The organism is Haliscomenobacter sp. (assembly GCF_033763495.1).
GTDB lineage: Bacteria > Bacteroidota > Bacteroidia > Chitinophagales > Saprospiraceae > Haliscomenobacter.
Genome location: NZ_JANRKL010000203.1, coordinates 14,455 through 38,055, shown reverse-complemented (window position 1 = coordinate 38,055; position 23,601 = coordinate 14,455). Strand labels below are relative to the sequence as shown.

Annotated in this window: 20 protein-coding genes; 9 read left to right on the top strand and 11 right to left on the bottom strand. The window is 47.4% G+C overall.

Annotated features, from left to right (window positions below; genetic code table 11):
• The first annotated feature begins 149 nt into the window (after positions 1 to 149).
• Positions 150 to 587, top strand: coding sequence for a thioredoxin family protein (locus SFV55_RS23595; RefSeq protein ID WP_320032027.1), 438 nt, complete (start codon positions 150 to 152; stop codon positions 585 to 587).
• A 324-nt stretch (positions 588 to 911) separates the two neighbouring features.
• On the opposite strand, the gene SFV55_RS23590 is transcribed toward SFV55_RS23595, so the two are convergent.
• Positions 912 to 4,220, bottom strand: a complete 3,309-nt coding sequence (locus SFV55_RS23590) for a VPS10 domain-containing protein (RefSeq protein WP_320032026.1) — start codon at positions 4,218 to 4,220, stop codon at positions 912 to 914.
• 231 nt (positions 4,221 to 4,451) lie between these two features.
• On the opposite strand from SFV55_RS23590, the gene SFV55_RS23585 reads away from it, so the two are divergent.
• The 3 genes from SFV55_RS23585 (at position 4,452) to SFV55_RS23575 (ending at position 6,522) form a co-directional block, all read left to right on the top strand.
• Positions 4,452 to 5,198, top strand: coding sequence for a peptidase E (locus SFV55_RS23585; protein ID WP_320032025.1), 747 nt, complete (start codon positions 4,452 to 4,454; stop codon positions 5,196 to 5,198).
• A 57-nt stretch (positions 5,199 to 5,255) separates the two neighbouring features.
• Positions 5,256 to 5,969 carry an AraC family transcriptional regulator gene (locus SFV55_RS23580; protein ID WP_320032024.1) on the top strand — a complete coding sequence of 238 codons (714 nt, stop codon included), beginning with the start codon at positions 5,256 to 5,258 and terminating at the stop codon, positions 5,967 to 5,969.
• A gap of 70 nt (positions 5,970 to 6,039) precedes the next feature.
• Positions 6,040 to 6,522 (top strand): GNAT family N-acetyltransferase, encoded by a 483-nt coding sequence (locus tag SFV55_RS23575; protein WP_320032023.1) that lies wholly within the window; start codon positions 6,040 to 6,042, stop codon positions 6,520 to 6,522.
• An 18-nt stretch (positions 6,523 to 6,540) separates the two neighbouring features.
• Here the strand turns inward: SFV55_RS23575 and SFV55_RS23570 are convergent, their stop codons facing one another.
• Positions 6,541 to 8,088, bottom strand: a complete 1,548-nt coding sequence (locus SFV55_RS23570; protein WP_320032022.1) for an ATP-binding protein — start codon at positions 8,086 to 8,088, stop codon at positions 6,541 to 6,543.
• A gap of 22 nt (positions 8,089 to 8,110) precedes the next feature.
• Positions 8,111 to 8,875 carry a DUF1835 domain-containing protein gene (locus SFV55_RS23565; protein WP_320032021.1) on the bottom strand — a complete coding sequence of 255 codons (765 nt, stop codon included), beginning with the start codon at positions 8,873 to 8,875 and terminating at the stop codon, positions 8,111 to 8,113.
• Between the two features lie 78 nt (positions 8,876 to 8,953).
• Here SFV55_RS23565 and SFV55_RS23560 point away from each other — a divergent pair, with 78 nt between their 5' ends.
• On the top strand, positions 8,954 to 9,649 hold the full coding sequence (locus SFV55_RS23560; RefSeq protein WP_320032020.1) for a class I SAM-dependent methyltransferase: 696 nt from the start codon (positions 8,954 to 8,956) through the stop codon (positions 9,647 to 9,649).
• 9 nt (positions 9,650 to 9,658) lie between these two features.
• On the opposite strand, the gene SFV55_RS23555 is transcribed toward SFV55_RS23560, so the two are convergent.
• On the bottom strand, positions 9,659 to 10,042 hold the full coding sequence (locus SFV55_RS23555; RefSeq protein ID WP_320032019.1) for an iron chaperone: 384 nt from the start codon (positions 10,040 to 10,042) through the stop codon (positions 9,659 to 9,661).
• The gene (locus tag SFV55_RS23550; protein ID WP_320032018.1) at positions 10,035 to 10,457 is read right to left on the bottom strand and encodes a hypothetical protein; all 423 of its coding nucleotides are present in this window, start codon (positions 10,455 to 10,457) and stop codon (positions 10,035 to 10,037) included. The genes SFV55_RS23555 and SFV55_RS23550 overlap by 8 nt, the downstream gene beginning before the upstream one ends.
• Positions 10,458 to 10,632: 175 nt before the next feature.
• On the opposite strand from SFV55_RS23550, the gene SFV55_RS23545 reads away from it, so the two are divergent.
• Both SFV55_RS23545 and SFV55_RS23540 read left to right on the top strand, forming a co-directional pair.
• Complete coding sequence (locus SFV55_RS23545; RefSeq protein WP_320032017.1) at positions 10,633 to 10,980, top strand: DUF1801 domain-containing protein; 348 nt, start codon at positions 10,633 to 10,635, stop codon at positions 10,978 to 10,980.
• Between the two features lie 11 nt (positions 10,981 to 10,991).
• Positions 10,992 to 11,261: a DUF3303 domain-containing protein gene (locus tag SFV55_RS23540; protein ID WP_320032016.1), complete on the top strand. Its 270-nt coding sequence runs from the start codon at positions 10,992 to 10,994 to the stop codon at positions 11,259 to 11,261.
• 120 nt (positions 11,262 to 11,381) lie between these two features.
• On the opposite strand, the gene SFV55_RS23535 is transcribed toward SFV55_RS23540, so the two are convergent.
• The 6 genes from SFV55_RS23535 to SFV55_RS23510 all read right to left on the bottom strand — a co-directional run bounded on the left by SFV55_RS23535 (position 11,382) and on the right by SFV55_RS23510 (position 19,869).
• Entirely contained in the window at positions 11,382 to 14,546 is a 3,165-nt protein-coding gene (locus tag SFV55_RS23535; RefSeq protein ID WP_320032015.1) for an efflux RND transporter permease subunit, read from the bottom strand.
• Positions 14,547 to 14,626: 80 nt separating this feature from the next.
• Positions 14,627 to 15,694, bottom strand: coding sequence for an efflux RND transporter periplasmic adaptor subunit (locus tag SFV55_RS23530; RefSeq protein ID WP_320032014.1), 1,068 nt, complete (start codon positions 15,692 to 15,694; stop codon positions 14,627 to 14,629).
• 63 nt (positions 15,695 to 15,757) lie between these two features.
• Positions 15,758 to 17,122 carry a TolC family protein gene (locus SFV55_RS23525; RefSeq protein ID WP_320032013.1) on the bottom strand — a complete coding sequence of 455 codons (1,365 nt, stop codon included), beginning with the start codon at positions 17,120 to 17,122 and terminating at the stop codon, positions 15,758 to 15,760.
• A gap of 70 nt (positions 17,123 to 17,192) precedes the next feature.
• Positions 17,193 to 17,801, bottom strand: coding sequence for a TetR/AcrR family transcriptional regulator (locus SFV55_RS23520; protein ID WP_320032012.1), 609 nt, complete (start codon positions 17,799 to 17,801; stop codon positions 17,193 to 17,195).
• 329 nt (positions 17,802 to 18,130) lie between these two features.
• Positions 18,131 to 19,501, bottom strand: coding sequence for a M56 family metallopeptidase (locus SFV55_RS23515; RefSeq protein ID WP_320032011.1), 1,371 nt, complete (start codon positions 19,499 to 19,501; stop codon positions 18,131 to 18,133).
• Positions 19,498 to 19,869: a BlaI/MecI/CopY family transcriptional regulator gene (locus tag SFV55_RS23510; protein ID WP_320032010.1), complete on the bottom strand. Its 372-nt coding sequence runs from the start codon at positions 19,867 to 19,869 to the stop codon at positions 19,498 to 19,500. Before SFV55_RS23510 ends, SFV55_RS23515 begins: the two co-directional genes overlap by 4 nt.
• Positions 19,870 to 19,982: 113 nt before the next feature.
• Here SFV55_RS23510 and SFV55_RS23505 point away from each other — a divergent pair, with 113 nt between their 5' ends.
• Both SFV55_RS23505 and SFV55_RS23500 read left to right on the top strand, forming a co-directional pair.
• Positions 19,983 to 21,206 carry a hypothetical protein gene (locus SFV55_RS23505; protein WP_320032009.1) on the top strand — a complete coding sequence of 408 codons (1,224 nt, stop codon included), beginning with the start codon at positions 19,983 to 19,985 and terminating at the stop codon, positions 21,204 to 21,206.
• A 136-nt stretch (positions 21,207 to 21,342) separates the two neighbouring features.
• Positions 21,343 to 23,580: a PKD domain-containing protein gene (locus tag SFV55_RS23500; protein ID WP_320032008.1), complete on the top strand. Its 2,238-nt coding sequence runs from the start codon at positions 21,343 to 21,345 to the stop codon at positions 23,578 to 23,580.
• Positions 23,581 to 23,601 lie beyond the last annotated feature (21 nt).

The window sequence follows — 23,601 nt, the reverse complement described above, 5'->3', positions numbered from 1 at the left end:
GTTTTTGGAGTGATTAGTTGGGGGCAGTTAGGGGAATTTTTTTATGAAATAGGCCATTTGCCATAAAAGATCGTTAACTAAACATAAAAAAGCTGCGTTTGAATGTACTATTTATGTTTCATCGTCCGATAGAGACTAAAACGCCAAAAATGAAACAGAAACAGACCTTAACTTTACTGCTCCTTCTGGCCATTCCACTCCTAGGTTTTGCGCAAGAAATAAAAATGATTAAGGATTGGAGCCAGGCAAAAGAACAGGCTGAAAAAGAAAACAAAAAAATATTGATCATTTTGACGGGGAGCGAGTGGTGCGCACCTTGTAAAAAAATGGACAAAAATGTGCTGGCAACCCCTGAGTTTAGGCAATACGCTGAGGAACACCTAATTTTATTTTTGGTTGACCTTCCAGGAGGCGGGTTGGTAATGAATAGCCAGGTTTATCAAGACTATATGCGGTTTAAAAAGGAATACCAAACCGACGCTTTGCCTTCTTTAGTTCTTGTAGACAAAACGGGAGGAAAAATCAAAACTTTGACGGGGAGGATGTTTAATCTGGAAAATGTATTGAGTCAGTTGAAGGAAGGGTAATGTGTTATAATGGCAAATGATAAAGTAGCCATACATTTTTTCTTGCCATATTTTGCTAATGAGTGCATCATGGTTTTTCACAGCAAATACGATCTGAAAATAGAGTTGGATATAGGTATTAGCTATTGGGGATTGGGTTGCGGTGCGCGTCACCTTTAATTCACTATTCTACGCAATTTCTACAGACGTTTGGCGGATCTGCCGCAGGTCGTCGGCCTGAAATAGCCTAAATTGACTCAATATTTTTCATAATCATTGGGTCAAACTCCATAAAAGTAGGCAAAGCTCCAGGATTAAGGTATCACCAACCCTGGAGCTCCAACGCTACTCCCAACCACTCGGCCATCTCCCCGGCGTAGCCGGCGCACCCTTCACATCCAACTGTTTCCCCAATTCCGTTACTTCCCCAGCAATGGCTTTTAATTCATTCAGCGCTGGCTTAAACTGCTTCGCAGCAATATTGTAATTGTCAATGGCCGTTTGTGTAGGTGCCGAAGTAGTACTCCACATCACCCCTTGCGCGTAGCCCAAACGATCATTGATCGAAGAAGGCGCTTCAAATTCCCGGCGCCCACGAGTAGCGTCCCCGTTCAATTGTAAGGTCACGGCATTCAATCGACGTTGTAAGTCATAAGCCTTTTTCAACAAATCCTGCGGCGGAGCGGGCATTTCCTGGATCGCCGTCTGAATCGCGCTCATCTGGCCACTCAACTCGCCCCGGATGTAATTCGTCGCGCTGAGGGCCTTGCGCAGACTGGCCACTTTGGCCACAAAATCGGCATAAGCAGGTAAGTCAGTGGCAGGCAGCGTGACGTTGTTCAGCGCTTTACAATTGAATTTGACTGGCCCGGCGATGGTCGTTAACACCCCATCTTCATACTTGCTGAGGCTGACGCTGTAAGTACCCGGCAAGGCCAATTGCCCCGTTTCTTCACCACCGAACAACTGGTCGGGAGCAGGCTTGTAACGGCCCAAAACCGGAGCGGTAGTATTGTGCCGGAAATCCCAAACGATGCGCTTCAAACCTTTGCTCGCTGGTGCTTTGAGGTGCCGCACCACATCCCCATCCGCATCCGTGATGGTAAACAAGAGGTAGGGCTCGGGTTGCTCGTCTTCCTTGCGCAGTGCCTCGATATCGGGATAATACACGGGTTCTTTTTTATCATATTTGGCCTTTTCAGCTTCTTGCCTTTTGGCCTTCAAGGTTTTGATGTCCTCTTTCAGCCAATAGGTGAATACGGCACCTACAGGTGGGTTTGGTGTAGCGTAATAACTGCTGCCCAGGTGGCCTTTATCCCGAAGCCCCAGCGGCATATTGGGGATAAACATTAAGGCATCCTTGATTGGGAAAATGGTCGCCGCCTGGTCAAAAGTCTCCGGTTTGAGGTTGCGCAGAGGCGAGTAATCGTCCAGGATGTAGAACCCACGTCCAAAAGTAGCCAGGACCAGGTCGTTCTCCCGGCGCTGGATTTCCAGGTCGCGCACTGCAATGGTGGGCAGGCCGGACTTGAGTTGCACCCAGGTCTCGCCGCCATTTTGGGTGAAAAACAGGCCAAACTCGGTGCCACAAAACAACAAATTGGGATCGATATGATCCTCCGCAATGCTGTACACGCTGCCCCGCTCGGGCAAAGTGGCGCTGATGGACTTCCAGGTTTTGCCGCCATCACTGGTTTTGAGCAGGTAGGGTTTGAAGTCGCCGTAACGGTGGTGGTTGAAGCAGACGTAAGCGCTGTTTTTGTCGTGACGGGAAGCGATCACCTGGTGCACGTAGCTGTTTTCGGGTACACCGGGCAGCTTGTCCATTTTTTCCCAATTTGTGCCGCCGTCGCGAGTCATCCACAGCAGGCCATCGTCGGTTCCGACCCAAAGGATGTTTTGATCCTGTGCACTTTCGGCGATGCTGGTCGTTTGGCCGTAAATGTCGGTCGAGCCGTTTTTGGCAAGGGCATCCACACTCCAAATCTTGCCCATGATTTCGAGCTTGTTGCGGTCGATGCCCCGCGTCAGATCTGGACTGATGACCTTCCAACTATTGCCCCGGTCGTCGGTGCGGAAAACCTTATTGGCTCCAAAATACAGGCGAGTCGAGGAGAAGTTGCTGATGGTCAGCGGAGCATCCCAATTCCAGCGCAAGGCGGGTTCGTTTTCGCCTTCGAGGGGTTTGATGAACACGGATTGGCCACTCTTGCGGTCGAAGCGGGAAAGCCCGCCGTATTGGCTTTGGGCGTAAATGATGTCGGGGTTGGTTTGATCTACCTGGGTTTCGAAGCCGTCGCCCGTGCTGGTCACGTACCAGTCGGCGTTGGTGATGCCGTTGTCGCTGGTAGTGCGGCTGGGGCCACCGAGGCTGAGATTATCCTGGGTTCCGCCGTGCACGTGGTAAAAGGGCAGGCCATTGTCGGTAGCCACTTTGTAAAACTGAGTAACGGGCAGGTTGTGTTTGAACTCCCAGCTTTTAGCAAAATCCCAGCTTTCGTAAATGCCACCGTCACAACCCACGCGCAGGTGATTGGTGTTACTGGGGTCGATCCAGATGCAGTGGTTGTCGATGTGCTTGTTGATTTCGCCAAGGTTGCGCACGGTTTTGCCGCCGTCATCGCTCACTTTGTAATAGGTATCGGTAATGAAAATGCGGTCTACATTGCGTGGGTCGCAGGTGAGTTCCTGGTAGTAGTTGCCGCTGGTAAAGACCCCGCTCATTTTTTCCCAACTCGCGCCCCGGTCGGTGGAGCGGTACACGCCGCCTTTGCCTTCGGAGGCTTCAACTACGGCATATACGTAATCAGGGTTAGCAGGGGAGAGGTCGATGCCGATCCGGCCAACATCGCCGCCGGGCAGGCCATCCAGTTTTTTCCATGTTGCGCCGCCGTCGGTGGTTTTGTACAATGCCGACTCGGGGCCGCCACCGATGTAGGTGTACACCTTGCGCTGGCGTTGGTGGAAGGCGGCATACAACACCTGGGGATTGCGTGGATCCATGATCAGGTTGCTGCATCCGGTATAGGCACTGACCGACTTGACGTTGGTCCAGGTTTCGCCGCCATCGGTGCTTTTGTACACGCCACGCTCGCCACCATCGCTCCACACCGGGCCATAGGCCGCTACATAGACGATATTGGAATTGCTGGGGTCAACGACGACATTGGCAATGTGTTCGGAGTTTTTCAGGCCCATGTTGCGCCAGGTTTTGCCGCCGTTTTCACTTTTGTATACGCCGTCGCCGTAGGAGACTGCCCGTTGGTTGTTGTTTTCGCCGCTGCCGACCCATACTGTTGCGGCATTACTTGGATCAAGCGCGACACAGCCGATGGAGTAGGAGCCCTGGCCATCAAAAATGGGAACCCAGGTGGTACCTGCGTTGTTGGTTTTCCAAACGCCGCCGGAGGACGTAGCTACATAATACTCTGCCTGATTGCGTGGATTGACCGCAAAATCGCTGACCCGCCCAGAAGTGACCGCCGGGCCAATGCTCCGCAAGGACAAAGCACTGTAGGTGGAGGATTGGTGTACGGTTGGTTTTTCCGTTTTGGCGGGAGCCGCCGCGGGGGGTGGTACTTTTTTGTCTTTTTGTGCCCAAAGGGCGGAACTGGTCAGGGTAATGAGTGCCAGAATGGGGATAAACATTCGCATAACCTTGGATTGATTGTTGAAATTGATTTAAATGTAAGCGTTTAGTCGGAAAAGCCGAAAAAATAAAGGCAGGGAAGTGGCAGGGGGTGAGGAAAATGACCCTATTGGGGGGAGAAGGTTTTTGCTTGATTTGAATTTAACCAAGTAATTATGAAACTGTAGTTTTATTTTTACTAGGATAAAATGTATACAACAGAATAATTTGGTTGCTGACAAATTCTAAATTCAAACATGAAAACAATTGTAGCCATTGGCGGTGGAGAGACCTTTGAAGACAATACCATCATCCATAAAAGGATCGTGGAGCTTTCTAAAAAAAGCAAGCCCAATTTGTTGTTTTTGCCAACGGCGAGTGGAGACTCAACTTCCTATTTTGATCAATTGAATGAACATTTCTCCCAGCTTGGTTGCAACTGTGATGTTTTATATTTGATCAGTGAGAAACCCACCAAAGAAACAATCGCTGAGAAAATATCCAATGCAGACATCATCTACGTTGGTGGTGGGAATACTTTTCGCATGATGAAAGTGTGGAAAAAAGCGGGTGTAGATGTATTGCTGCGAGCAGCCTATGCACAAGGCAAGGTTTTGTGTGGGCTTAGTGCCGGATCAATTTGCTGGTTCAAATACGGCAATTCAGATTCAAGAAAATTCAATAATCCTGAAGCTGGTTTAATCAAAGTTACAGGATTGAATTTGATTCAAGCCTTGCATTGTCCCCATTACGATAGCGAAGCCGATAGAAAGCCTGATTTAAAAAAAATGATGAGAAAAACTTATGGCATAGTTGCCATAGCACTGGAAGATTGTTGCGCCATCGAAATGTTGGATGATCAATATAGAATCATCAGCGCCAGGGAAAATGCTCGTGCCTACAAGGTATTTTGGAGGGGAGAGGATTTTTTTGAAGAAGTGATTGAACGGACAGAAACTTATCGGCCGTTGAACGAGCTATTGTCAAAAGAAGATAAACGCTGAAGGTGGCGATTCTAAATCAGGGTTTGACAAAAATCAAAATTGTACAAAGTTATACCTGTGAAAGTTGAACGTTTTGATACCCAAAAAGGCATCTATTGCTTCGAAGAATCCGGTCTGAGTACTGGATTTCATGCTCATCCGGCCATTGAAATCATTCGGGCACTGGAGGGCCATTTTGCTATAACTACCAAGGATACAAGTTATTCACAACTAACGATGGCAGTCATCCAAGCAAACACAGTACATGCTTTCGATGGCAAGTCCTGCCGATGTGCATTGATGTTGATTGAACCATTATACATCAGTTTTACAAGTATTTTAAAGGTATTGGGGACAGAAATCACTGATAAAACGGTATTCACTTGGGAGGAATGGAGTAGAAATGAAGTTAAGACCTTTGATTCCATCGTCGAAGACTTAATCATTGATGAGCCAGTACAGGATGAAAGGATCATAAAATGTATCGCATTCATCCTTGCTCACATCAACCAGGACAAATTATTGCTGCCCATGCTGGCCAAACATACTCACATTTCGGCAAGTAGGCTTTCGCACTTATTTAAGGAAAAGATGGGGCTTCCCATTCAAAAGTACATTTCATGGGTTAGGCTAAAATTGGCCATCGAAATTAGCCTACAAAATGGGACTGATCTCCAGGAAGCCGCTCTGGCTGCTGGTTTTTATGACCCTGCTCATTTTAGTCGAAGATTCAAGGGCTTTTTTGGCTTAAAGCCTTCCGCCGTTTACAATAGCCGAATCGTACAAGATTAGGTCATTTACTGATTTTACCTTTGATCCCGCAATGGAGTAAACACATTAATTCTAAACACAAGGTAAAAACATGAATCAGCTACCACCAAATTCCAACATTCGTAAGGTTTTGTACGACGATTTACCCGCATTGAAAGCCGTAATCGATACCAGTGGTTTATTCCCATCAGAATTCCTAGATGACATGATTGCCAGCTATTTTGATGAAGACAACACTACTGAGTTCTGGTTCACCTATGTGGAGAAAGAGCCAGTCGCTGTAGCTTACTTTGCCCCGGAGCGGCTGACCAGTGGCACCTATAATCTGTACCTGATTGCTGTACATGCAGATTACCAGGGCAAAGCTATTGGCAAGTCCTTGATGGCCTTTATAGAACAATTTTTGAAAGAACGAGGGGAAAGAATTTTGCTGGTAGAGACATCTGGATTACCTTCTTTTGAACGCACGAGAGCTTTTTATTTCAATAATGGCTATGCCCAGGAAGCGCGTATTCGCGAATTTTATGCCGCTGGTGAGGATAAGATTGTTTTTTGGAAAGCTTTGTCATCCTAAATAAAGGAACATCTGTAGTCACAACTCCACTTCCAACCACCCATCAATCCCCTTCTCTTTTGCATTAAAATTCACCCCAATCCCCGTAATCACCTTATTCCCCGCCCGGTATTTCGCGGCATAATTGCGCTGTTTGATTTGCTCAATGGCTGCTTGTGCAGACTTGTTGAATTTGAATTCAAAAATGTACACGTTCGTTGGTGTTTGTACGATGGCATCGGCGCGGCCTTGGGCCGAATGCACCTCACTGTCCATAAACATGCCGAGGTAGTTGAAGATGAGGTGCACCAGGCCGTGGTACAAACCTTCGGATTGTTTTTGGAAGGTTTCAGAGGGCAAATCGGCTAAAATGGAATTGAGAATGGTTTGTACTTGGGCCAAATCCTGGGCAAGCAGAGCTTGCTGGAGGTCTTTGATGGTCCGCCCGGTATGTGTGCGATGGGGGTTTTGGGCCAAATCATCGATGAGGAATTGGTACATGCTTTCGCGTACCTCTTTGTTGGGGTAATCCACCACCAAGTCCCCGGTCATCACGTCGGCTTCTTTTACGGTCAGGTATCCGGTTTGAAACAGCAAGGGAATCAGTTCAATATTATCCAGATCGTAGCGCTCAAAGACGATGTTGCTCACCACTGCATTTTCCACGTTGTACCAGGCCTGTTTGCGCATTTGATCGACCAAAAAACGGGGGCTGCCTGTGGCGAACCAGAAATTGAAAAACTGTTTTTTGGACAAAAAATTGAGGGTACCAAAGGGGTTGTACAAGCGGTGCACCCCATCCCAACTGTAACCATTGTACCAAATGCGCATGTTTTCGAGCAAGGCCTCACGCGAAAGATTCAAGGTTTTTTCCGCTGCGCTTAAATGCTCGTCGAAGAAAATTTCCAACTCTTGCTGGGTATAGCCAGTAAGTGTGGCGTAGTTGCGGTCGAGCGTGATGTCATCTAAATTATTCAGGTGTGAGAAGATGGACACTTTGGCAAATTTGGAAATGCCTGTGATGAAAACCAGCTCCAGTTGCTCATCGGCACTTTTCAAAACGCCGTAAAATTCCCTTAAAATGTCCCGATTGGCCTTGGCCCGATCCATGGTGCTGCGCTCCAAGTAGTCGATGATGGGTTTGTCGTATTCGTCAATGAGGAGCACAATTTTGCCGTGAGTGGCTGCTACTTGCTGAATTAATTCTTTAAACTGAGTTTTATAATTTGATGCAGTAAACTGGACCTTATAATGCTCAGCCCAACGCTTAAGTTCATATAAAAGTGAATTTTCTAACCCCACAGCATCATACCCCATCGCATCAAAAGAAAGGTGGAGCACCGGGGAAACTTTCCCCCAATCCCATTGTGGTTCAATCCAAAGCCCTTCAAACACGGCTTTGTTGCCTTCAAATAATTCTTTGAGGGTAGAAATCAGCAGGGATTTGCCAAAACGGCGTGGGCGCGCCAGAAAATAATACTTACCCTGACTCACCAGCTGGTGTACCAACTGAGTCTTATCCACATAAACGCAATTCTTCTCCCGGATTTGGGTCAGCGTTTGAATGCCAATGGGTAGGTTTTTCATAAGGCAAAATTACAACATTTTCTCAAATCAATTCTTCCATCCCCAACACCCTTTCATACATCCCCTTCACCTGCACATCCCCGAACCCATACACCCCCGCTTTTTGCCAAAAAGCTTTAAAAACCGCAGTAAAATCCTCCGGATTACCCTGCAAAATCTCGACAATCAAGCGCTCGGGGCGACCCAATTGCCCTTGTGGTGCAAAACGATCGATGTGGGCCTGAACAACTTCCGGTAGCCGATTGAAACAGGCGGAAGGCTGATGGGATAAGGTTTGTAATTGTTTCAAGTCTTTGCTGCGAAATGCCTCCCACAAGGCCAGGCCCAATTCGAGGTCGGTTTGGTGAAACTGTACTCGTTGGGCATAAGCTTGTTCCAAACTGGCCGCATCAGCTTGCCCAAAACCGTTCCAATGATCCAGTGTTGGTTCCATGGGGAAAACCCGGTATATTTTGAGCTGGGGACTGGCATTGACGAGCAGTGCCAGCATAAACCACAGGTTGCTTTGGCAAAATAAGTCGTCTTCAAACCACAGGTTGATTTCGGCTTCCTCAGGCAGGCGCTGAATTTGATCCAATTCTTTCACTACCTTATCGTAATATTTCTCACGGGCTTCGCCATAACCCTGGGCGATGAAATTGGCGCGGATGGACCAAAAATTGTCCAGATCAGCAGCCTGGGCAGGGCCGTCGATCAGGCATTCACGGCAGATGATGCAGTGTCCTGGGATATTGCTTTGGGCAAAGGTTTGGGCCAGACTATCGCCATTGAGAATATGGAAGTTCATATTTTTGTTTGGATTTTTTTCAAAAATAAAATAAAAATAGGAACTTCGCATGAATAATTTTCCCTAAAGCCATCATCAATGCTCCAATTCCTAAAAAAGCTCCTCCAAAAATTCAAGCCCACTCCAACGCCCGAATTCATTGCCCAACAATTGTGCAAGCCACATGGGGCATTTGCCAAAACCATTGGGGAGCGCATGAACGAAAGCAACCGCAGCTTGTACAAACTGGTTTTGCAACACCTGCAACTACAGCCCGGCAATCAAGTGCTCGAAATAGGTTTTGGCAATGGCCATTTTTTTAAAGAAGTCTCCCAAAAAGCAGAAGGACTCAAACTCCACGGGATCGACTATTCCGCTGCCATGGTCAAAGCAGCCCGCAAAAACAATGCAGATTTGATTCGTCAAGGGCTGCTTGAGGTACAAATGGGCAGCAGTGATCAATTGCCTTACTCTGCTGGCCTTTTTGATGCGGTGTTTTGCATCAATGTGATTTATTTCTGGAACAAACCCTTTACCCATTTGCAGGAGATTGGGCGGGTGATGAAGCCTGGCGCCAGGTTGTATGTAGGCATTCGGACTAAGGAGATTATGGAAAAACTACCTTTTGTCACCCCTCTTTTCAAACTAAGGGGTGCGGAAGAAATCCAACGCATTTTTGGGGAATGTGGGTTTGAATTGATCCAAACCCAGCAGGAAACTGAGCCACCAGTTACCATATACGGCACAACTTACGACATGGCAGGAATGTGTATGGTTTTTGAAAAAAAGGCATAAAACGTAAACCTATTTCTGCTTTTTCTTTGTTGCCAATCCTTCATTCTCTACTATGCGTTGTTGAATGATACGCCCTAAAAGCTCCGTTGGTAAGGGCTTACCGTAAGGCAACTGGATCGCAGAAGGGGAAAATTTGTACCCCTTCAGCTCCGCCCGAAACTGCTCCAAAGTCGAGGCATTGGCAGTGACAAAACTGTAATGCTTTTCATAACTGGCAAAACCAACCAAACTGCCCTGGTATTTGTACATGGGGATTTGGTAACTAATGCCTTCCTGCGCAGTTGGGGGGATTTGACTACGGATGAATTGGCGCAATTCTTCCAATGCTGCTTGTTGGTCGACGGCTTGCATTCCAATGTACTCGTCGACGGATTGGTAGTTGGTTTTAGCCATTTTGATCTTCATTTTTCAGTTTAACCAAACATTGCACATCCTTTCCGGAATAAATTTCCAGACAATAGCCTTCGGGATCAAGATTGGGGTTTTGTAACAGCCGATGAAAAGTTCGACCAATTTCCCCCAGGTCTTTCAGGTAATCCGGAATCGTAACTCCAAGATAAGACCCTTTTTGAATGGTAAAACGATCTAGCCCCAGTGTTTCTGCTTCACTTGGATTTAGCTCTGTAGCTGCTGCCAGGTAATGAATCCCTCCATCGGGCAGGCCGTGGGAGATGCCGAAATGTTGGCGCTTTTCTTTGTGATCAAGCTTCCCATGCAAGGTTTGAAAAGCGGCCAGCACTCCATCAGGAAATGAGCTGGCGGTCACACAACAAACGGCTATTGCTTTGTCCAAAACAATCGACTCCATTATTTTTCATTTTATCTACAGAACAAAGATAAATTGTTTTAAATGAGACTGTGTGTGATGAACCCGACAAGATAAGGGGGTGATTGCGCCAGTTTTTTGTTTTAAAAATACAATAATCTGTTTTATGTAATCTGCTTTTGATATTTTTGCCGAACAATCAATTCAAAATACCCGGATGGAAAAGATGGATCATTTTTACCTCGATCGTGAAGAGCCAATCAAAAGTTGTCTGTTGGCTTTGCGGGAAATCATCCTTCGACAAAACCCGGAAATCAGCGCAGCATGGAAATACGGCATGCCCTTCTTTTGTTTCCGAGGCAAGATGTTTTGTTATCTTTGGGTACACAAAAAAATCGGACAGCCTTACCTCGGAATTGTGGAAGGCAAACATTTTGAGCAGCCTTTTTTGCTCCAGGAAAAACGCTCCCGGATGAAAATTATGCTCTTTGATCCCGAAGAAGATTTACCACTGGAAACCATCGAGTCCATTCTGCAACAAGCACTCCAACTTTATCCAAAATAAACCTTACCCAAATGCGCACCTATGTCATCATTGAACATTTCCGCCCCGAAACCATTAAAGCGCTGTACCAACGCTTCGACGAAAAAGGTCGGATGTTGCCCGAAGGTGTAAATTACCTCCACAGTTGGATCAACGAAGACGTCAGTATTTGTTACCAGGTGATGGAAAGTGAATCGCTGGAATTGTTAAAAAGCTGGATTGCGAAATGGGAGGATTTGGCGGATTTTGAGATTGTGCCGGTGATTTCTTCAGGAGAGGCGAAAGTGAAGGTGTTGGGGTGAAAGCACAATTTTAGGGAAAAAGTTAGAATAGATTAAAAAATAAAAGCCCCGCTCTGTATCCACAAAGCGGGGCTTTTTTATTGGCCCTAGGCCTATTGTTTGTATTCGTTTGGGTAAAACCTACGCAATCAACTCAGAATCCAGCACTTCCACTTTGTGACTAGGCTCTGGTGGATTGCCACCACCCTTGTTTTTGCGGGTGAAAAACAAACCAATCCGGTCCACGATGGAATAGATCGCAGGAATCACCACCAGGGTCAGCAACATGGAACTGGTCAAACCACCCACCAAGGCCCAGGCCAGGGCGTTTTTCCATTCCGCACCAGCACCTTTCGCAAGCGCAATCGGGAGCATACCTGCCACCATCGCGATGGTGGTCATGAGGATCGGACGCAAACGAGTGCGACCCGCCATAACCAGCGCTTCCTTGTAATGGTGACCTTCCGCTTTCATTTGGTTGGTAAAGTCAACCAGCAGGATGGCGTTTTTGGCCACCAAACCAATCAACATGATCATCCCCAACATGGCAAAAATGTCCAGGGTTTGCATGGTCAGTGCCATGGCCAACAAAGCCCCTACCATTGCCACAGGGATTGAGAACATCACCACCATCGGGTACACCCAGTTGTCGTACAAGGCCACCATGATCAGGTACATGAACAACAAGGCAGCAGCCATGGCAATCAACAAACTACCAAATCCTTCTGATTGGTTTTTGAGGTCACCTTCATACGAAATGGTAATGCCTGGAGGAGGAGGATCCTGGGCCATTTTGGCTTGAATCTCTGCTCCGATGGTACCCGAAGGACGACCCAAAACGAAGGACTTAACGGTCACCGAAGCTGCCCGGTCTTTGCGTTCCAGCATGGAAGGTCCCGTAGTTTGATAAATCCGGGCAAATTGCTCCAGGCGGATGAGTTCCCCAGCTGGGTTCACAAATCCAACTTGGGATACATCGTCGATGTTCTTGCGGTCGAATTCATCCATCGCGATATTGATGTCGTATTCGTAAGCGCCGTCGCGGTATTTGGCATTGGTGTTGCCACTGAATGCCGTTTGCATGGTTGCGCCCACCGTTTGGATGTTGAGCCCGAGCTCGGCCATCCGCTGGCGGTCGATGTCTACCTTGATTTCGGGGCTACCTTCTTCTACCGAAAGTTCTGGCGCCAGAGTACCAGGTACTTCCTTGTAAAAACCGAGCACCTTCTGGGCGTATTTCATCGCGTCTTCCAATTTGGTAGCGCCTACGATGATTTGCAGCGGTGCTTCATCAGCTCCACCAAAGAAGCTTACTTGTACCGTTTGTACTTTCACCCCTGGTAGGGCTGCTTCCAATTCGTTGCGTACCAATTGTGCGTACACGTCGGCCCGCATTGTACGTTCCTCTTTGGGAATCATTTTCACGTTGACCTCCGCCAAATAAGGCGTGGCTTGTCCACTCAAAACCCCGGAGGTACGGCCAATGGTGCTGAAAATATCGGTGATCTCCGGTTTTTTAGCCAGATATTCTTCTACTTTATTGACAGCCAGGTTGGTCTCTTTCAAAGTACCATCCTTGGGCAATTCTACTTTGATGATGAACTGCCCTGCGTCACTTTGGGAGATAAAGGCTGCGCCGATGTACCCACGGCTAATCAGGCTAAATGAGGCGATCAGCAAACCAAATGCCGCAGCGACAATCACTATACTGGTAACCCAGTGCCGAAGTACCCATTTCAACAAATCGGCATATTTATCCGTCATCCAGGTCAAAAAGCGCTCAAAACCAATGAGCAGCAGGTGCCCAGGGTTTTTAGGATTCAGCACAGTCACTTTGGCCACCCGTGAAGCCAACATCGGGGTAATGGTAAAGGACACCAGCAGCGACATCAAGGTAGAGAATACCACGACCCAGGCAAACTGGCCCATAATGTTGCCTACGATGCCACCAGCCAGGGTAATGGGGAAGAACACCACTACGTCCACCAGCGTGATCGCCAGAGCGGTAAATCCAATTTCATTCCGGCCATCCGCCGCCGCTTGTCGGCGATTTTTGCCCATTTCCAGGTGGCGGTAGATGTTTTCCAGTACCACAATCGAGTCGTCCACCAGGATACCAATCACCAAAGACATGGCCAAAAGGGTCATCAGGTTGAGGGTAAAGCCCATCAGGTACATACCGATGAAAGTAGAAACCAAGGAAGCTGGAATGGCTACCATGACGATCAAGGAGTTGCGCAAACTGTGCAAGAACACCAACATCACCAAGGCTACCAACAAGATCGCCAAACCAATGTCGTGCATTACCGCATCTACCGCGTCGCGGGTAAAGTCGGTCGAGTCATTGGCAATGTTGAACTTCAGGTTTTCCTTTTTGAAGGTTTCCTCCAAACTGGCCATTTTTGCCTTGATGCCATCTGACATGGTCACCGCATTGGCATCTGGTTGTTTGAGGACGGTCATCCCAATCGCTGATTTGCTGTTGAGGCGCGAAAGGTCCACCATTTCTTTCAGGTTGTCGGATACATCTGCTACGTCGCGTACTTTGATCAAGGTGCCCGTATTGGAAACCCCCACGGTTACGTCATTGATGTCGTCAAGTGAGAGGAATTTTCCGGCCAGACGAACAGTAATTTGTTCGTTTTCAGACTTTACTTTACCCGTAGGAAATTCCAGGTTAGCTGACTGGATGGCCGTTACCAGATTGAGCAAAGACAAACCCTGGCTTTCCAGCTTTTGGCGATTGATCTGCACTTTGATTTCCCGCTCTTGTCCACCAATCAAGTTGACCTGGCCAACACCATCTACCTGCGACAAAGCAGGTTTGATTCTTTGTTTGATCAAATCATACTGTTGGGCCTGTGGCAAATTGGTATTTACCGCAATACTCATGATGGGGAAATCATCCGAGCTAAATTTCCCCAAGGCTGGATCTTTGGCATCTTCGGGCAACGTGGACTTAACCGCATTGATTTTGCGCTGCACATCCTGAAGCGCAATGTCCGTATTGACTCCATCCTTGAATTCAATCACAATTGAAGACAAACCTTCAAAAGAAGTTGAACGGACAGAAACAATTTTTTCAACCCCGGACACGGCATCTTCAAGGGGTTTGGTCAGCGAGTTTTCAACCTCCGATGGGGAAGCACCAGGATAAATGGTACTTACCAATACAATCGGGGCATTGAATTTGGGGATGAGCTCGTAGCTCAAGTAGGAGTAGGAAACTAACCCTAGGAAGGTCAACACCGCAAAAAATACGATGATGAGCGAGGGCCGTTTGATGGCGATTTCGGTTAGTGTCATTTTTTTTGATTTCGTAGAGACGCACGGCTGTTCGTCTTACAGCCGTGAGACGCACAGCCGTGCGTCTCTACAACGATTAATTATTTTTCAACCCTCACCTTCATGTCATTCTCCAGGTTGATCTGGCCGGAACTTACCACCACTTCACCAGCCTTCAAGCCAGAAAGTACGGCAGCGTAATCTCCGTAGATGTTACCAAGCTGGATGGGGCGCAATTTGGCGACTCCGTTTTCCACTACAAATACCTTGGCATCGCGGGCGCTACCTACGATACACTCGCGAGGCAGGGCTAAAATGGAAACCGAGCGGCCTGTGTTGAATTCGGCTACACCGTCCATCCCTGCTTTCAAGGGAGTAGAAGCGGGGTTATCCAGTTCAATCTCCACCAAAAAACGTTGGGCGTTGTCTGCTTTTACATCGATCAGGTTAACCACACCAACGAAAGCTTTATTTGGGTATACATCCGTACGCAATTCCACTCGCTGGCCTTTTTTCACCTGAAGTACTTCATCGTCGGTCAGATAAGCAGCCATTTTGAGACGACGTACATCGATGATGTCCATGATTTTCATGGCAGGGGCCAGGAAAGCACCTTTTTCAATTGTTTTGCCAGAAACAGTACCGGAAATGGGTGCTTTGACATAAGTCATGCTGATTTGTTTCTCCAGGTTTTTGATGTTGGCTTTGATGTTGTCAATGCCATTTTGGGCATCATCTACTTGCTGTTGAGTGACGCCACCGTCGCCAAGCAGGTTTTTCAGGCGAGTTACATCGTTTTCAGCCTTTTTGAGGTTGACCCGAGCCAGTTCGAGTTGATTTTCCAGCAGGTCATTGTCTACCGCTAAAATCACTGCGCCTTCGCTGACGAAGCTACCATCTTTCACATTCAACTGAGTGATCCGGCCCTGAGCCTCACTCATTACCGTCAACTGTTTGATGGGCTGGAAAGTACCATTGATTTCAAAGCCACCCTGAATATTCTGAGTGCCCATGGTGGTTACTTTTACCGGAATTTCGGTATTGCGCACCTGGGTCAGTTTACCGTCGGCTTCAATTTTTTCTTTATTTTTCCCCAGTTTCCAGGCAGTAACTGCGGCGAGGCCACCGATTACAAGCAAGGCGATGAGGATGCGAATGATATTTTTCATTGTATTGTGTTTGATAAAAGGGTTATCAGGAATCAATCCCGCTAGCTGGGTAGCCCGCGTCGATTATTTGTACATTTCACGGATTTTGCCATTGGCGTAATCCAGGTCCACTTTAGCGAGTTGGTATTGTAGCAGGTTACCCAGGAAGTTGGATTGCACTTCACGCATGGTCTTTTCGGCTACCAATACTTCGGTCACGTTGGCAATACCTTCTTTGTAGCGCTTTTGGGTCACTGCATATACTTCTTCGGCAACTTTTCGGTTTTCGCGCAGGGCGGTCAGGGTGTTCCAGTAACTAAGCAATTGTTGCTTGGCCTGGCTGTGTTGCAATTGCAGCGACTGCATGGTTTGTTTGCGGTCTTCGGCAATTTTCAACATGTCGATTTTGATTTGTTCGACCTTACTTTTGCGGTAAAAACCATCGAAGATGGGAATGCTCACATTGAGCCCGATGGCAGAAAAACTGAACCAGTTCTGGTTTTTGCCCAACTCTCCAAAGCCATTGCCCTGGCCCTGGAAGTTGTAGTTACCAAAAGCCCGCAAGGTTGGCCAGGAAGTAGCCCGCAATTGATCGGCATTGAGTTGTTGCAGAGTGGTTTGTTGATCCAGCAGGGTGAGATCCAGCTTGTTTTGGTAGCTGGGCTCTAAATAAGTAGGATCTGCATTGGGCATCACAATCTCGCTGAGTGTATCACTAAGGGTCAACTGCGTTTCCTGCGGCATACTCATGGCGAACTTCAGGGCTTGCAGGCCTTGCTGGTAGTTCAGCTCGAGGTTTTGCAATTGTGTTTGCAGGGTGATTTGATTGACACGCAATTGGTCGACGTCCAGCTTTTTGGCCAGGCCATTTTTGTATTGCAGATCAGTTGCTTTGAGCAAACCATTGATTTGCTCGAGGTTGGCTACGATCAAATCGCGCTGCTTGTAAATGGTCTGAACCTGGTAATACAACTTCACCACATTGTAGGCCACTTCTTCTTCCGTTTTTAATTCTACGGTTTGATTGAAGTTACCTACAGCTTTAATGGCTTTGATGCCGACCCAGTATTGCTGGCTGTACAACAGCTGGTTGACTTCGGCACCAGCGGTGGTGTTCAGGTCCGTACCAAACTGCACGGGAACCAATTCATCTGGTTTACCCTGGAAAAAGTTGGGAATCAATTGCGTTGGCAATTTCGCGTTGTACGTAAAGCCAACGCTGGCATTTACTTGTGGCAATCCCGTGCTTTTGTATTCGCGTATTTGCTCCAGTGATTTGCGGGTATCCAGTTTGGCTTTTTGCAGCGTAGGGCTGTTTTTTAAGGCAAACTGAACACTTTCTTTCACTGAAAGGGTACTCTGAGCCGGGAGGAGGGTGCTCAGCAACAAAGTGCCCAGCAGCATCCCTTTCAGGCGCAGTACATTTAGAAATCCGTCATAATAACTCATAACAATCAGTTTAAATATCATGGATCAGCCCACGGTGTCGGTGGGTGTTTGGGTTATTCAAATGTTTTGATTAAAAGTTGGCACTTCCGGTACTTTGTTTTTCCCGGAGGTATTCTTTGATCTTACTCAAACCTTGCTCGGAGGCTACCCCCCGCACAAAGTGATAGATGTATTCTTTAAAAACCTGATCGGGTTGAAATTCCCGAATCGGAAAAAGTGACTGATCAATTGGCAAATACAGGCTACCTACGTGCAGGCGAGCCATAATTTCGGTGTTGAGGTCGCTCCGGTAATCTCCTTCTGCAACGCCTCGTTTCAGGTTATCCAGGATGGACTTGTACACATGGTCACGTTGCATATGGTCGATCATGTTCCAGGCTTCGGGGTAGTATTTTTTGAGGTCATAAACCACACTTGGGGTAAGCTCTTGAAATTGGCCGATGACGTGCCGGGCAAGCAACATGATTTCCTGTAATGCGTTGCTGGCATGACTAGTGATCAATTCCATGTCACACATCTCATCTTGCAAGTGACTCTCAATCGTTTTGAGGATCAGGTCCTCTTTATTTTCAAAAAACTGGTACAAGGTTTTTTTGGAGATACCAAGCTCGCGGGCAATGTCATCCATGCTCACACTCTTGATGCCGTAACGCATAAAGAGTGACTCAGCTCTGCGCATGATCTGCTTCCTCGTGTCCTTATTTTCTTTTGTTTCCATATCGCAGCAAAGATACAACTTAAAAACTTTGGAAACTCGAAATGGTTTAAAAGTTTCCAAAGTTTTTTAAGTTTCTGGACAAAAGACAAAAAAGGGTCGATGAAGGTTTCCAAAAAACCGACATTTTTTTTATTTCTGTTTGTTTTTGATTTATCAGCAAAATTATCGCATAAAATGTTGAAATGTACTGTATGAACGCGACGCTTTGTGGGGGTAAAAACGACAAACGGCAATAGTGCTACCTGCGCTATTGCCGTTTGTAATGGAAAAGTAAATTAAAGAGATGCTACTCACCCGTTTTTAATAAAAGCGTCTTCGTATCCTCTGTGGGTGTATAAATCAATTTGAAAACGGCGGATACTTCCCGGAGGAATGGCGTTTTTGTAGAGTTTACTCACAAAAAACCTCGAAAAATCACTGGCTTTAAAGTTCTTCAAAACAGCATTGGCTACTTTTTTGCCATCAATCCAAACGCCATACACTTCCGTACTGGACCAAATTTGCAATTGCTCGTTTGTGGGTGATTTTCTCGCTGGTGGTGGTGGCTTGGGAACATGCCTAGGAATGGTTTTGACTTCGGCTCGCTGGGCTTCACTCATCATTTTGTAGATGTCGTTTAGGCGGTCTATTTTAAAGTTGTCGAGGCGAACCCAATGATTTTTTTTGCCCATGATGGCTGCAATGGTATCCCAATACCTTTTGACCTCGGTATTGTATTCATCCAATAAGGCCTGGGATACGCCGGATTGCTCCTTTTGCGCGAGTACCTGGGGTGTGCTGCTGGGCTTGCTTTGTGATTGTACTTTGTCGCTCAACAACAAAATCAAACCAGCAATTAAGGGAATTAAGGCTAGTCTTTTCCAAAAAGACCGCTGCCGTTTGGCTTCTTTAGTCATCATGAACAGTCGTTTTTTTGTGATGAAATAATCAAATTGCTGCACCAGCCGGAGTTGCTGGGCCTGGGCAATTTTATCCAAAAGCAAATATTGATAAGTTGGAATGTCGATGTTCGCCTGCTGGATCACGGCCTCGTCAGCCAGGAACTCGTGATTCAACTGCATGGAGCGTTTGTAGGCGAACAATACCGGATTGAACCAAAACAGTACCCGCAACAATTCCACAAAAAGGATATCCCAACTATGCCTTTGCCGGATGTGGGCGAGCTCGTGGGTGAGAATCGCACTGGCTCCGTCTTCAGCGTAATCCTTTGGGTTGATGTAGATGGTATTGAAAAAAGAATGAGTCGGGACGTTTTCAGGCAAGATGACCAGAGGCACTCCGGCATGCTGTGATTTTTCTCCTTTGGTTTGTACCAGAAATGCCCGATACAAATTATGTAGCAATCGAAGCAATAGGATGGAAGCAATAAAGGTATAGACCAACCAAAAAATGGACTCGATTGGGAAGCTGGGAGCTATTTGGGGCACTACCTGAGTTGAAATTGGACTGTCTTGGATTGGCTCATTGCCCATGGTGAGCACAGGCGCCACTTCCTGCTCAAACCAGGGAAGCGGTATCAAAGGCACCACCAACGCAAACCCAAGACTGAACAACAAGTAAAAACGCTTGAAATGATGCATTTTTTCTTGTTCCAAACCAAAGTGGTAAACGCCCCAAAGCAGGGTGGAGCCGCCGATGAATTTGAGGAGGTAGAGCATCATGGCTTTTTCTTTTGGATTTCCTGGTCAACCATGCGGCGCAAATCCTCCAATTCCTCCTTGCTCATCTCGGTAGCCGAGGTGAAAAAGGAAGCAAATTGGGTAGTAGAGCCGCCAAAAAAATTGTTGATCATACCTTTGACCTGCTGAGAGAAATAATCGTTTTTGTTGATCAAAGGGTAGTACGCCCGCGAATTGCCATGGGTATGGTAGGCAATTGCTTCTTTTTTCTGCATTCGCATGAGGTGGGTGGCCACTGTGGTTGCCGCAGGTTTTGGATCGGGGAATGCCTCAAGAAGGTCTTTCATGTAAGCCTGTTCAAGCTGCCAGAGGTATTCCATTATTTGTTCTTCAATTTTTGATAGTTGCATTTTCTAATACTTTAGAATTGATTCTATAATATTAGAATAAAAGCTTGAAAAAAGCAAGCCTTGGGTGGGTAAAAATTTTGATGGAGCCGCAACGTTAATTCAAAAACAAGTCTATGCTCAAACGTATCCTTTACTCCGCCTTGTTTATAGTAATTGCGATCATCTTGTACCTCAACGTACGGCTTTACTACCAGCCACGTTGGAGCAATTCCCAGCCACCAATCAACCTGAGTGTAGAAGCCCAACTCAACTATCTGCAAAAGCGCATGCACGACGGAGCGGCCCTGGACATGCAAAAAATGTATCCTGAGGGTTACCTCTTTTTGAATGCATTGTATGGATTGAGTTGGTGCAATCTGCTAGCTAAAACTCCGGCCCAATCGCCTTTGCACCAGCGCGGCATCGAAGAAGTGCGCTGGGCCTTGCACGCCATAGATTCCCCAAAATGCAAAGCGCCTTTTTCACCCAACTTGCCCCTGGTTTATGGCGCTTTTTATCGGGGATGGAGCAATTATTTGCGGGGAAAATACCTGGAACTCTTGCCTGGTATGAAGGAGGACACGGTACAGGCTCAAATTTTTCAAGACAATTGTGCACAAATCGCCAAGGCGGTTACTGAAAGCAAAACTCCGTTTTTAGAATCCTACGTCTATGCCACCTGGCCTGCGGATATGGTGGTGCTGATGGCCAGTCTGGCGCAACACGATCATTTGTTTATGTCACAATATGGCTTATTGGTGCAAGATTGGTTGAAGCAGGTGGACAAAAGAACGGATCAATTGGGCTTTATTCCTCATTCCGTCCATCCGTATACAGGCAAAGTCCTTGAAGCAGCACGGGGTTCTTCCCAAAGTTTAATCCTCAATTTTTTGATCGAAATAGATTCCACCTATGCTCGCCGACACTTTGCTCGCTACAAAAAAGCCTTTTTGACCCGCCGCATAGGCTTGCCAGGGATTAGGGAATACCCAAAAGGCACCCTGGGCTTTGGAGACGTGGATTCAGGGCCAGTCATTTTTGGCATTGGAGGCGCGGCATCAATTGTGGGGCAACGTACCATGGTTTTGTATGGTGAAACGGACGTGGCCATTGGGCTACGCAACAGCATTGAAGCATTTGGGCTAGGTTGGCACTGGGGCAAAAAGAAACGTTACCTTTTTGGCGCTTTGCCGATTGCAGATGCTTTTATTGCCTGGTCAAATTCAGTGGAGGCGAGTAAGGAGGAGCGCTTGGTGGGGAGGAGGAATTGGAGATGGAGTTTTCAATTGGGTTTGGTCGTGGTGCTGGTGGGAGTAGGGATGATGTGGGGGATGCGACCGCGGAATCCGGTAAAATAAAAACGCGGCAAAGCGCAATTGAAGCCGTAAGCTCCCAGTTTACTCCAGAGGTGGTTTTCAGGAATAAAAATCGCTCATTTTCTCCTCGAATATTTATGTAACTTACCCTCTCCTACAGTCACCAAGTCAGCAGTTTATGGCCCAAAAATTCCTTTTTATCGCCTTGTTCTGTTTGGGATTGCCCCAGTTGCAAGCCCGCCACATCATTGGTGGAGCCATGAGTTATCGCTGCCTGGGGGGAAATGAGTATGAGTTCACCCTGCGCCTGTACCGCGATTGTTATTGCCTTGGTTGCCCGCCTATTGATGCAGAAGCTTACATCGGTATTTACCGCTGTAGCCCAGGGCAATGTGGCAACCAATCCAATGTTTATGGCAGTATAAACGTACCCCGGCAAAGCCTGCGCAACATCCCTCCTACCGAGTACCCCTGTTTAGTTCCTCCCGATGTGTGTGTGGAAGAAGGCGTATATGTCTTTCGTTTTTTATTGCCGCAGTCTTCCATGAGCTACCACGTGTCTTTTCAGCGCTGCTGCCGGGATGAAAGCATGAGTAACATTGCTTTACCGGGTTCAACGGGTGCCACCTATACTGTTGAAGTCACCCCCGAGGCACAGAAATCGTGCAACAACAGTCCTGAGTTTTCTATTGTTCCGCCTACAGTGATTTGCGCTAATGCCTTGTTAAAATACGACCATTCTGCCGAAGAAATGGATGGAGACAGCCTCGTATATGAATTGTGTGCCCCTCTCGCTGGCGCGGGCAATGCCAATGGGCAACTACTTGCCTTCACTTGCTCGGGTTCCACTCCCCGACCAGCCTGCCCACCACCTTACACCGAATTGTACTACCGTCAGCCCTATTCCGCCACTGCCCCTATTTTGGGGGATCCCCTATTAAAAATCGACCCACATACGGGGCTCATCACTTTACGTCCCAGTGCTCAGGGGCGTTTTGCGGTGGGGGTCTGCGTTCGCGAATACCGCAAGGGAGTGCTGCTGAGTCGAGTGACCCGCGACTTCCAGTTCAACGTCACCGATGGCTGTAATCCCAAGCTACAACCCGATGTCAAAGAAGACGTAAAACTGGCTGAAAAAGAATTTTTAATCCGCTCCTGCGGCAAAACCCTGGTAGACATTACCAATGAAAGTACGCCACGCGAATCTACCAAGTTGATCAGCTGGAGTTTTGATCTCAAAAAAGGCCTAGCGGCCCAAAGCAATGAATGGCACCCTCAATTTCAATTCCCTGATACCGGGCGCTATCAGGGCAAACTGCTGCTCAACCCCGGCTTCGAATGTGCTGATTCAGCGAAGATTTGGGTTCACGTTTTACCCTTGTTGCAGGCTGATTTTAGTTTTGACTACGATACCTGCAAGGCTGGGGAAGTGCAATTCCACGATCTTTCCATCGTGCATGCCAAATCCATCCGGGAATGGAGCTGGTTCTCGGGAGAAAGAGGTACGAGTATGCTCGCCAATCCAAGTTTCCAATATGAATACCCAGGAGTAAAAAAGGCACGTTTAACAGTACATGACGTCAACGGCTGTGTTTCTACCATCCAAAAAGATGTGCGTTATTTCCCCGTTCCTAAGTTGTTGCTGACCACCCCCAGTTCGGCAGAGTTGTGTGAGCCGGGGCAGGTTTACTTCCAAAACCTCTCCTCACCGGTGGATACTACTTATCGGATTGAATGGAAATTTGGCGACGGTGGCGTTTCCCGAAAACATAGCCCCAGCTACACTTACCAGCACGATGGGCTTTATTCAGTGGCGCTCAAGGTGGTTTCACCGATTGGGTGCGAAACCGACACGATTTATCCAGATTTAATCCGGATCAAACCTAGCCCCCAGGCTGCTTTTGCCATTGAGCCACCGGAAGTAACCAATGTCTTTCCCGATTTTCAACTCCTGGATCAATCGACCGACGCTCTGCGCTGGTTGTGGCAATTTGGTGATGGGCGCCAGTACACCGATCGCAACCTGAGCGCAGCTGCCCGTGAACTGGGCACACTGCGCATCACCCAATTTGCCTACAACAACTTTGGCTGCCAGGACAGCACCTCCCAGGTCTTGCGCATTTTGCCAGAAGTGCGCTACTTTTTACCCAATGCCTTTACGCCCAATGGCGACTCAGTCAACGATGAACTGAAGGCAGTGGGAATATTTGCAGGCATGCGCAATTTCCGCATCAACGTGTGGAATCGTTGGGGGGAAATGGTGTTCCAATCCAACAACCCTCAGGATACCTGGAATGGCTTGAAATTCAATCAAGGGAGCGAACTTCCGGTTGGAGTGTATACCGTTTTGGCCAGCTACCTCGATCCCAAGGACCAATTGGTCGAATATCGAGGATTTATTACTTTACTGCGTTAAATCTTCTGCATGCGTAGAGGA